Source organism: Magnetococcales bacterium (genome assembly GCA_015228935.1).
Taxonomy (GTDB): domain Bacteria; phylum Pseudomonadota; class Magnetococcia; order Magnetococcales; family DC0425bin3; genus HA3dbin3.
Map to the genome: position 1 here is coordinate 1 of JADGCO010000125.1, position 10606 is coordinate 10606.

General features: G+C 56.7%; 9 protein-coding genes. 8 read left to right on the forward strand and 1 reads right to left on the reverse strand.

The features are described from left to right. Nucleotides 1–69: 69 nt before the first annotated feature. On the reverse strand, nt 70–1176 hold the full coding sequence (arsS, locus tag HQL65_18600) for an arsenosugar biosynthesis radical SAM protein ArsS (GenBank protein MBF0138248.1): 1107 nt from the start codon (nt 1174–1176) through the stop codon (nt 70–72). A 92-nt stretch (nt 1177–1268) separates the two neighbouring features. Between arsS and trmFO the strand changes: the two genes are divergently transcribed. The 8 genes from trmFO to HQL65_18640 all read left to right on the forward strand — a co-directional run bounded on the left by trmFO (nt 1269) and on the right by HQL65_18640 (nt 10598). Then, a complete protein-coding gene (gene trmFO, locus HQL65_18605) occupies nt 1269–2624 on the forward strand; it encodes a methylenetetrahydrofolate--tRNA-(uracil(54)-C(5))-methyltransferase (FADH(2)-oxidizing) TrmFO (GenBank protein MBF0138249.1) in 1356 nt (451 codons plus the stop codon). Between the two features lie 155 nt (nt 2625–2779). After that, the gene (locus tag HQL65_18610) at nt 2780–4957 is read left to right on the forward strand and encodes a peptidoglycan DD-metalloendopeptidase family protein (GenBank protein MBF0138250.1); all 2178 of its coding nucleotides are present in this window, start codon (nt 2780–2782) and stop codon (nt 4955–4957) included. Between the two features lie 62 nt (nt 4958–5019). Next, entirely contained in the window at nt 5020–5895 is an 876-nt protein-coding gene (prmC, locus tag HQL65_18615; protein ID MBF0138251.1) for a peptide chain release factor N(5)-glutamine methyltransferase, read from the forward strand. A 350-nt stretch (nt 5896–6245) separates the two neighbouring features. Continuing rightward, nucleotides 6246–7469 (forward strand): bifunctional phosphopantothenoylcysteine decarboxylase/phosphopantothenate--cysteine ligase CoaBC, encoded by a 1224-nt coding sequence (gene coaBC / locus HQL65_18620; protein MBF0138252.1) that lies wholly within the window; start codon nt 6246–6248, stop codon nt 7467–7469. 103 nt (nt 7470–7572) lie between these two features. Further along, a complete protein-coding gene (locus HQL65_18625) occupies nt 7573–8037 on the forward strand; it encodes an Rrf2 family transcriptional regulator (protein MBF0138253.1) in 465 nt (154 codons plus the stop codon). A gap of 79 nt (nt 8038–8116) precedes the next feature. Next, nucleotides 8117–8791 carry a HesA/MoeB/ThiF family protein gene (locus tag HQL65_18630; GenBank protein ID MBF0138254.1) on the forward strand — a complete coding sequence of 225 codons (675 nt, stop codon included), beginning with the start codon at nt 8117–8119 and terminating at the stop codon, nt 8789–8791. A gap of 114 nt (nt 8792–8905) precedes the next feature. Next, complete coding sequence (locus HQL65_18635; GenBank protein MBF0138255.1) at nt 8906–9994, forward strand: glycosyltransferase family 2 protein; 1089 nt, start codon at nt 8906–8908, stop codon at nt 9992–9994. 214 nt (nt 9995–10208) lie between these two features. Beyond that, complete coding sequence (locus HQL65_18640; GenBank protein MBF0138256.1) at nt 10209–10598, forward strand: hypothetical protein; 390 nt, start codon at nt 10209–10211, stop codon at nt 10596–10598. Nucleotides 10599–10606: the final 8 nt, after the last annotated feature.

A 10606-nucleotide genomic window follows, 5' to 3' on the forward strand; every position in this document is an offset into this window, starting at 1 on the left:
TTCCTCCTGGACCTCCATCCCAGTTTTTCATTCGTTTTTTTTGAAATTAACAAGTCATTAGACAGCCTCTCAGGCCACCAGGGCACCCCGACAGGAAGAACCACTGCCCGCCGTGCAGCCAAAACAATGCTCCCCGGTGGCTATCAGACGTTCAGCCAGGCGGCGCGGGTCGGAATGCGTCACATGCTTGTCCACAGCAGCCAATCCCAACCCCAAGGCCAGATTGAAGTCACAATCATACAAGGTGCCATCCCAACCGATACTGATCTGGTTGCGACACATGACCTCCTCCAACGTGCCGGGATTGAATGCCGCACGCAAGAGGTTCCAATAATCCGCCTCCCGGTTTTGCCGCCGCAAATCCGCCCGAAAACGCCCAATCGGCATGTTGGCAATCGTCAATAAATTCGTGAACACCACACCATAACGAATTTGCAGCTCCCGCCGATAATCCGCTTCCAGACGACATTGATCCGGCGGCAACGACGGTCCCCCCGGATTGTAGACCAGATCCAGAGGCAACCCTGGATCCACTCCATAACCCAGTCCATTCAGTATGCGTAACGCAGCCAGGGAACGGGCATGCGTCCCTGTCCCCCGCTGAAGATCGACGTTCTGCTCCAGATAACAAGGCATGGATCCCACCAGCCGGACCCTCTGCTCACTGAAAAAAACCGCCAGACCGGCCACCGAGGGTTCGGTATGCACGGTCAGATTGGTCCGTACCTGAACAGCCACCTGTTTCCGGCGCAGTTCCGTCACAAACCGGCGAATTTCCGGATGCAACTCGGGAGCGCCACCCGTCAAATCCACCAGCCGACAGCCCGACCGCTCCACCAGATCCAGAATTTCCGTCATGGTCTGCCAGGTCATGCTCTCCTGTCGGTGCGGCCCTGCCGCCACATGACAATGCCGACACGCCATGTTGCAGCGCAAGCCAAGGTTGACCTGAATCGTCTGCAAGCCACGTGCATGGAGGACACCAGCACCGGTATGGCGGGCCACACTGCGCAAAAAATCGTTCACGGTCGAACCTCCCCAGGCACTGTTGATGAATGACCCGCCACCATAACATTGCCAAATCCCATGGATCCATGGGCAACATGCAAACCGGCAGCGGCTCTTGACAGGGCAGATGCAATCGTCGAAAACAGTTCTAATCCATGAAACGGGCATTGAAAACTTTCGAACCTTCCGAATTGGGTACGCCGCAAGAGAGCCGGACGAAGCAGACTTTCTTGCGCCTGACCCTGGAGTCAAGATTCCCCATGCAACCCATTGACATCATCGGCGGCGGCCTGGCCGGAAGCGAAGCGGCCTGGCAGTTGGTGCGGCGGAGTATTCCGGTGCGCCTGCACGAAATGCGTCCGCAACGCTTGACCCCTGCCCATCGCAGCGACCAACTGGCCGAACTGGTCTGTTCGAATTCATTGCGTTCCGATGATCCCAGCCGCAATGCCGTGGGCCTGCTGCATCAGGAAATGCGGCTGCTGGAAAGTCTGATCATGGCTGCCGCTGACGCCAACCGGGTACCCGCCGGCAGCGCCCTGGCCGTGGACCGGGAAGCGTTCTCGTGCTGGATCACCGCCCGCCTTCTCGCCCATCCCCTGATCACCCTGGTCCGGGAAGAGGTGACAACCCTGCCCAAACAGGGCTGGTGTCTCATTGCTTCCGGTCCCCTGACCTCGGATGGCCTGGCCCACCACCTGGAACAAACCCTGGGACGTTCCCGTTTGGCTTTTTTTGATGCCATCGCCCCGATTGTGGCACTGGAATCCATCGATTTTTCGCTGGCCTGGAAACAGTCCCGCTATGGAAAAGGCGACGGCGACGATTATGTCAATTGTCCGTTGGACCGCCAGCAATATGACGATTTCGTGACCGGTTTATTGGCAGCAGACAAGGTGACACCCCGCGATTTTGATCAGACACCCTGCTTTGAAGGGTGCCTGCCCATCGAAGTCATGGCCGCCCGGGGCCGGGAAACCCTGCGCTTCGGCCCCATGAAACCCGTCGGACTGGGCAATCCACATCAAGGCGGTCGCCAACCCCATGCCGTGGTGCAGTTGCGCCAGGACAATGCCCTGGGAACCCTCTGGAACATGGTGGGATTTCAGACCCGGATGACCTGGCCGGCCCAGGAACGCCTCTTCCGGACCATCCCCGGACTGGCCCGGGCAGAATTCATGCGCCTGGGTGCCCTGCATCGCAATACATTCATCGATGCCCCCCGTCTGCTTGGAGACCATTTGCAATTGCGTTCCAGGCCCAATTGGCTTTTCGCCGGACAAATCACCGGGGTGGAAGGCTATGTCGAATCGGCGGCCATGGGTCTTCTGGCCGGAATTTTTTTGGCCAGCCTGGCAACCGGAAAAAATCCCGTCCCCCCTCCCACCACAACAGCCCATGGAGCCCTGTTGAATCACATTTCCAGCGGGGCAACCTCGGATCATTTTCAACCCATGAACATCAACTTCGGCCTCCTCCCTCCCCTGCCGGACCGCACGCCGCATCGCGAACGCAAACCAGCCCTGAGTCGGCGCGCCCTGACCGATATTTCCGTCTGGATGCAAAACCAGGCAGGAGGAGTATCCTTGACATCACTGCCGCAGACCGGTAGATAGGACTCTTTTCCGAGTTTCGCCTCTGCCCATGGACCGGGTTCGTTCGCCAAGGAAGTGAAGATCGGTCTGAAATTTGCATCCTGGGACTGCTTCATGGATTATGGATTATTGGTTCCAGAACGTCGAACCTCTGACTGGATCGGATGAGAGGAAGTATGTTTTCCAGACTCGAACAACAAAAAAGGAGATCCTTCCCATCGTCGGGAAGGAAACGAAGTATCCTGAATCGTCGCAGCGGTCGCTCTTATCTGCTGATGGCCGGGGTCCTGACACTCAGCCTCATGGCGGCCCATCGGGCGCTTGATGCCAGTACCGGATCAGAAAAAAACCATAGAATTCAAACTGCGGACCAAACCATTCCCTGGGTACCATTCCCGGCGGCTGTGCCCCGAAGAAACGCTTCCGGAGAGAGCCGAACCAAGCCGGAAACACCGGAACCCCCTGCAGGGCCTTACGTTCCGCCCTTCGCACGCCTCTCGCCAAAACCTCTCGCATCCAATTCTCCCGTCACCACTCCGGCGGAAGATGCAACCAAAACCGAAACCTCCAAAACCGAAACCTCTGATATCGCCAAAACCGCCGCCCAGGTCGCTCAGAGTGCCCTGGAAGTCTCACGACGGGTCCAGGAAGCCTTGCAGGAAGAGACCACCAAAATCGGCATCGTCGCCAAAGCAGGCGGAGAAGGTGCCAGTCCGGGTCCATTCGTGCCGCCAACACCGCAACCTCTGCCCCTGGCAACGATAGCCAAAGCAGATAAAGCCGATACGGCCACATCACCACGGCTGCCCACCCCGCCCCCCCGGAAAATTGCCGATACGGAAAAAATCCAGGGTGCGGTGGCCCCTCCGCTGCCACCCCCGCTGCCAATTACAACCACAGCCGAAGCCACAATACCTGCTGCCGGACCTGCCGCCGGAACCGCTGCCGGGACTGCATCCCGTGCCACCGTTCCCGCTCCCGGGTACGTTGCCATGGCCGAACCACCCCCATTACGCATCGCCAGCCCCGACCCGGCTGTCAAACCCCAGGAGTCCACGTCCCAGCCGCCTCAGGCTGCTGTGGAAGTAAACAATGTGGTTGCACTCCCCGCCGGAAAAAATTCCGGACCATCCCCCATCGCGGCCGCCGCCCAGGTGACCACCGCCACAGAGACTCCGCGCAGCAAAGCCAACCATACGTTGGTCTCCCAAATGCAACAAACCTTCAAATCCGCGCATCGGACCGTGAAGGATTTTGTGCGTGACGGAGATCACCTGGCAGCCATCCTGGGTCGCAACGAAGTGGACCATGCCACATCCCAGGAAGTGGCCGATGCCGCGCGCCCGGTCTACGATCTGGCGCATCACCTGCAACCCGGCAAGGGCTTCCGACTCGCCTTCGGCTCCGACGGTGAATTGACCGCACTCTCCTATCCGGTCAATGACGAAGAAACGTTTCTGCTGACCCGCGATGACAACAACCGCTTCGTTCCCAAAATGATCGAACGCAAGCTGGAACATCGCATCCGGGCAGCCAGCAGCATCCTGAGCGGCTCCCTGTTCGTGGCCGGACGCAAGGTCGGTCTGTCACAACAAATGAGCATCAAACTGGCCAACCTGTTCGAGTGGGATGTTGACTTTACCCGTGATATTCGCGCCGGCGACCGGTTTACCATCGTCTACGAAGAGTATCTCGAAAACGGTCGCCCCGTCCGGGATGGGAACATTCTGGCCGCAGAGTTTATCAACCAGGGCCACTCCTACCGGGTCATCCGCTATACCGACCCTTCAGGACGCACCGGATATTTCGATCCCAACGGCCAGAATGTGCAAAAAATGTTCATCCGTGCCCCGGTGGACTTTTCACGCATTTCGTCACAGTTTTCCATGAACCGGAAACATCCGGTGTTCGGATTCAGTCGTGCCCACAAAGGCGTGGATTATGCAGCACCTGTCGGCACCCTGGTCCGGGCAGCCGGCGATGGTGTGGTCACATTCCGGAGCCGGAAAAGCAGTTTCGGCAACTTGGTCGTGATTCGCCATAACACCAAATACTCGACAGGCTATGCCCATCTGGAAGGTTTTGCGTCTGGATTGCATGTGGGATCGCGGGTTCGACAAGGTGAAATCATCGGACGGGTCGGCATGACCGGCGTCACCACCGGCCCCCATCTCCATTATGAAGTCCTCCTCAATGGCGAAGCCATCAACCCGCTCTCCATCCAGTCACCAGCCGCCATGCCCGTTGTCGCCAGGTACATGCCTGATTTTCGCAACAAAAGCAAGCAGCTCGTAGCCATGCTGGATCGTTCGGAGACCGTCGTGGCATCGCTTGCCGCCCCTGTCAAACGGTAGGGAAAGCGACGAGTCAATCTGAACCGCCAACCCATCAAGGGCAAGTCACAGGAGGAACCCGGGTGACTGCAAGCCGAACCTGGACGGTGCGGGAGTTGCTCCAGTGGACAACCGGCTGGCTGGCCGGGTACGGCGTCGAAGCCCCCCGTCTCGATGGGGAGCTTCTGCTGGCCGAGGCCCTGAACATACGCCGTATCGACCTGTTTCTGGATCCCGAGCGGCCCGTGATCCCCAGTGAGCGGGCCGCTTTTAAAATTTTGATCAAACGGCGTGCAGCCCGCGAACCCCTGGCCTATATCCTGGGACACCGCGAATTCTGGTCCCTGGATCTGCTTGTCACACCAGGCGTCCTGATTCCCCGTCCCGAAAGCGAATGTCTGGTGGAATCCGTCCTGGAACGATTTCCGGACCGACAGACTCCCCTGGATATTCTGGATATCGGCGTGGGAAGCGGGGCCATTCTTTTCAGTTTATTGACCGAATATCCGTTGGCGAAAGGGGTCGGTATCGACAGCGCCACAGCCCCTTTGGCATGTGCCCGCCACAATGCCGAACGGTTGGCCCTGGCCAACCGGGTGCGACTATTGGCCGGTGATCTGTACGCCCCTCTCATGGCCGAAGAACGTTTTCAGGTCATCGTTGCCAACCCGCCTTATATCGGTGCCGCCGAATGGGCAGGCTTGCAACCCGAGGTACGGGATTGGGAACCCGGGGAAGCCCTCCTGGCCGGAACGGATGGCCTGGCAATCCACCAGCGTCTGATTCCCGCCAGCCGCCGCTTTTTAAAGCCGGGTGGTCTGCTGGCAGTCGAGATCGGCATCCAGCAGGGGGAGGCCGTGGCACAGGAGATGCTCCGAAGCGGCCTGGAACAGGTGACTATCCTGCCGGATTACAGCCACCGACCCCGGGTGGTCCGCGGTTCCGCACCTGGTCTCTGACAGGCAAATATTTTTTTTGGCCCGACTTTTTTTGTATCTCTGGCGATCCCGCCCCCCGGATTTTTTTTGCAAACGGCGCAAAAAAAATCCGGGGAAAGGGGGGGCGTAAAAAACAGCATGGGGCTCCGCCCCATACCCCGCCAGGACTCTGTCCTGGACCTGTCCGGTCGCCAACTCCCTGGACCCCGTTACAAAAATGGCCGAAACGATGATCAAGGCCCCAAAAGGCGGTTCCAAATAATTTTTCAGGATGCTGCATATTCGGCATGGTGTCGCTGCAAGCTCACCTTTATAATATATTTATTAAAGATTCCTGTTGAAGGCAAACCGTGCATCAAGAGGAGAGGATTTTGGGATTCTGGGCACACAGGCATGTAGTTCTGGGGATTGGCGGCGGCATTGCAGCCTGCAAAACCCCGGATCTGATCCGACGTCTGCGCGAAGCCGGAGCCGAAGTGACCGTGGTGGCAACGCCTGCCGCCCTGGAATTCGTCACCAAGGTCACCTTGCAGACCCTCTCAGGAAAAGTGGTACATGATGCCCTGTTTTGTCTGGAGCAGGAGCGGGAGTTGGACCACATCCGCCTGGCCCGGGAAGGAGACCTGCTCGTGGTGGCTCCCGCCACGGCAGACCTGCTGGCCCGCATGGCCGCCGGCATGGGTAACGATCTGCTGAGTACCGTCCTGCTCGCCCGGCGTGGCCCGGTACTCGTGGCACCCGCCATGAATACCGCCATGTGGAATCATCCAGCCACCCGGCGCAACTGCACCACCCTGCAAAACGATGGCATCCATTTTGTGGGTCCGGCCAGCGGTCCCTTGGCCTGCGGCGAACATGGCGTGGGACGCATGGTGGACAATGAGGTTCTCCTGGAAGCCATGGTGCGGACATTATCACCAAAACCCCTGGCAGGAAGAACCATCCTGGTAACCGCGGGTCCCACCCGGGAAGAGCTGGATCCAGTCCGTTTCATCTCCAATCACTCTTCCGGAAAAATGGGTTGGGCTGTGGCCAATGCCGCCTTGCGGGCCGGGGCCGACGTCATCCTGGTGCATGGCCCGGTTGCCATGCCCCCCCCCTGGGGCGTGCGTGCCATGCCCGTCATTTCAGCATTGGAAATGGAGGCCGTCGCCCGCCAGGTCTGGCCCACATGCCAGGGAGCCATTCTGACCGCCGCCGTGGGAGATTACCGCCCCAAGACCCGCCACCCCCTGAAAATGAAAAAAAATCAGGACAATCATGAAATTTCATTAAATCTGGTACAAAATCCAGACATCCTGGCCGGGCTGGTCACCACACGACAACCCGGTCAGCTCATCATCGGGTTTGCCGCCGAAACCGGCTTGCAGGCCATGGAACACGGGCATGAAAAACTGGCCCGCAAAAAATGTGATCTATTGGTCGTCAACGATATTCTGGAAGAGGGGTCCGGTTTTGGAGTGGATACCAATCGTGTCACACTTCTCACCCCAAATGGCGGCGAAGAGCGTTGGCCACTCCTGGACAAAGAGGCTGTCGCGGAACGTCTGGTCGATAAACTGGCGCGACGTTTCGGTAATTCCGGGTCAGCATGAGACAGCCGCCGCATGACACCCTGTCTGACCATGCGTCTGGAGTTTTCGGAAATATTGGATCATAGGTGTATCCTGGCAGTGTCGTGGACAAGGGGGACACAACATGATGAAGTTTTCCAAAAAATTGGTGTGTGCCATCGAAGCGGTGGTGGATATTGCCTGTCATTCCATGGGCAAGCCGGTCCAAAGCCGGGAAGTGACCCATCGCCAGGGCGTACCCCAACGCTATCTGGAGCAAATGATGCAACGCCTGGTCAAAGCCGGCATCCTGAAAGGCGTGCGCGGACCCCGGGGCGGTTACGTTCTGGCCCGTGAAAAATCCCGGATCAGCGTGGGAGATATTGCCCGCGCTGCCATGTATTGGGAAAAAAAGATTGTCGCCACAGCCTGGCCCGAACAAGTGGCCAACGGCCCCATCGGCAAAAAAGTGATCCGTCCCCTGTGGGCCGAGTTTGAATGGCAAATCCTGGAAATGATGGACCGGATCACCCTCGAAGATTTGATCCTCCGGGCCAGTCGGGCCGGAATCTCCGGAAATGTCCTGCAATGCTTCTCCTGTGCCCTATGACAGGCGGTCCAGGGCATGAAAAACCGCGCCCGCTCCAGGATCAAGACAGGCCACTCTTCCACAATACCGGAATCCATGCATGCCCGGCATCCTGCTGATCGGAGCCGGTGGACTGGGGGTGGCCGTGGCCCTTGCTCTGCTGGGAACGCCTGTCCGGCGTCTGGGGGTGGTGGACCCGGATCATGTCGCCCTCTCCAATCTCCAGCGGCAGATTCTCTATCACACACAGGATCTGGACAAACCCAAGGTGACCTGTCTTGAAAAACACCTCCTGGCACGTCGCCCGGATTTCAGCATCCAAACCCGGCAGGTGCGTCTGGAAGAGACAACCGCCATCGTTGACTTGGCACGGGAATATGACGTATTGGTTGACGGTTCGGACAATTTTCCAACCCGCTTTGCCGCCAATGACGCAGCCATGGCCCTGGGCATGCCCCTGGTCCACGGGGCAGCCACCGGCGGCATGGGCCAGGTGATGAGCATCGCTCCTGGTCGTTCGGCCTGCCTGCGGTGCCTGTTCGGTGGACCTCCCCAGGAAGAAGGTCCCAATTGTCGGACCCAGGGCGTCCTGGGTTCCCTGGTGGGAGAAGTGGGTTGGCTCATGGCCATGGAAGCCTCATACTGGCTCGCCGGTCAACAAGGACATCTCCTGGATCGTCTGTTGACCATCGATGCCTGGGCCGGGCGACGCCGAATCGTGCCACTGCGACAACAGCCCGATTGCCCGGTTTGCCATCCACGCAAACCGGTTTGAAACAACGGAAAATCAAAAATAATTCCATGAAGATGTCACACAGAAGCCATCCACGGATTCACTCGCCTTCGCAAAAATCAGCCCGTTTTTGGACAAAACCAGAATAAATCGGCCATGCCATCCAGTCTTCAATCACCCATCGGTCATGTTTTTTTTCCTGCTGCAACTCCTCTGCTGAGCCTGGTCGTTCCCATGCACAACGAGGAGGAGTCCCTGGATTTGTTTTTTGAAACGGTTACTCCCATCTTGCAAAAAATCACATCTCAATACGAAATTGTCTGCGTCAACGATGGCAGCAAGGATAACACATTAAACAAACTACGCGCCGTTCATGCCAGAAATTCCAGGGTCAAGATCATCGATCTGAGCCGTAATTTTGGCAAAGACCTGGCCTTGACCGCTGGTATCGATCACGCAACCGGACATGCCGTCATACCCCTCGATGCCGACCTCCAGGATCCTCCAGAACTCATTCCAGCCATGGTCGAAAAATGGCAGGCCGGATATGACATGGTGATCGGCGTGCGGATTGACCGCAGCATGGACTCCAGGCTGAAACGCACAACCGCCAATCTTTTTTACAAAATCATGAATGCCTTGAGCGATATTCCGATTCAATACAATGCCGGAGATTTCCGGCTCATGGACCGCAAGGTGATCAACGCCCTCGGCCTTGCCCGTGAACGCACACGTTTCATGAAAGGTCTTTTTGCCTGGCTGGGTTTTTCGCAAGCCTTCGTCACCTATTCCCGACCATCACGCACAATGGGAACCACCAAATTCGACTATTGGAAACTCTGGAATTTTGCCCTGGATGGTGTTTTTTCCTTTTCCACTGTTCCCTTGCGCATCTGGAGTTACCTGGGTGGCATGATCACCCTGGCCTCCTTGCTGTACATGTTGTTCATCGTCCTCCGTACCCTGGTTGCCGGCATTGATGTGCCAGGATACGCTTCACTGGTCGTGTTCATTCTGTTTTTCAGTGGCATGATCCTGATGGGTGTCGGTATCATGGGAGAATACCTGGGAAGAGTCTTTATTGAAGTCAAGCAACGACCACTTTACCTTGTCCGTGAAACAATCGGCTACAATTCAATAAATCTTTCCAAAAATAATAAACATTCTCTCAACATCATGCATCGGCATAGGCTTTCGAAACGTCGGCTGCGAATGCATGGCCCGAATAAATTGCATAAAAATTAAAGTGGTGTTAAATAAAGCAATCAAAGCTATCTATTTTTAGCTCTTATTTTAGAAAATACATCTATAATTGGAAAAATTTAGAAAATATCCTATTCAAGTTTTTGAGTTGCATGCCTTTGCAGGCTTTTTTTTCCAGTTATTTTATATACCAGTGTCTCTGATTATCGCAGCAATCATTCCCAGATCCGTCATCCTGTGGACCAAGGAGTCGGATTTGCCTTTTGCTGCGCAACAATTCTTTGGTGTGATCAATCCAGATCGTTTCCCGGCAACGCCTCTGGCCCTTCCCATCGACGGACACGAAGTTGCCGCAACGGGCTGTGGCTACGGTCTGTGGGAAACCGACATCGGTGTCTCACCCGTACTCCTGTATATTCTTGTTCTTTCCTTGATTTATTGGCGTTTTATGAGTTGTACACAGATGGGCCTGGTCTGGAAACATCATGGGCATCTGCTTGTGGCAATTTTCGCCTGCACCTGGGTCACCCTGGAAATGACCTTTGCCAAAGGGTATCTGAATGCCTGGTTGACACATTTGCCTGTCCTGCAATCTCTTCACCCATCTTCGCAGCTTTTCCCATTTTTCGAGCTGCTTTTGAGATGATTTCAAGC

Coding starts and splice junctions, on each gene's coding strand:
- HQL65_18630 (MBF0138254.1), top strand. CDS start 8,117: ATGCCCGGCATCCTGCTGATCGGAGCCGGTGGACTGGGGGTGGCCGTG.
- trmFO (MBF0138249.1), top strand. CDS start 1,269: ATGCAACCCATTGACATCATCGGCGGCGGCCTGGCCGGAAGCGAAGCG.
- HQL65_18625 (MBF0138253.1), top strand. CDS start 7,573: ATGATGAAGTTTTCCAAAAAATTGGTGTGTGCCATCGAAGCGGTGGTG.
- HQL65_18635 (MBF0138255.1), top strand. CDS start 8,906: ATGCCATCCAGTCTTCAATCACCCATCGGTCATGTTTTTTTTCCTGCT.
- arsS (MBF0138248.1), bottom strand. CDS start 1,176: ATGCCCGTTTCATGGATTAGAACTGTTTTCGACGATTGCATCTGCCCT.
- HQL65_18610 (MBF0138250.1), top strand. CDS start 2,780: ATGTTTTCCAGACTCGAACAACAAAAAAGGAGATCCTTCCCATCGTCG.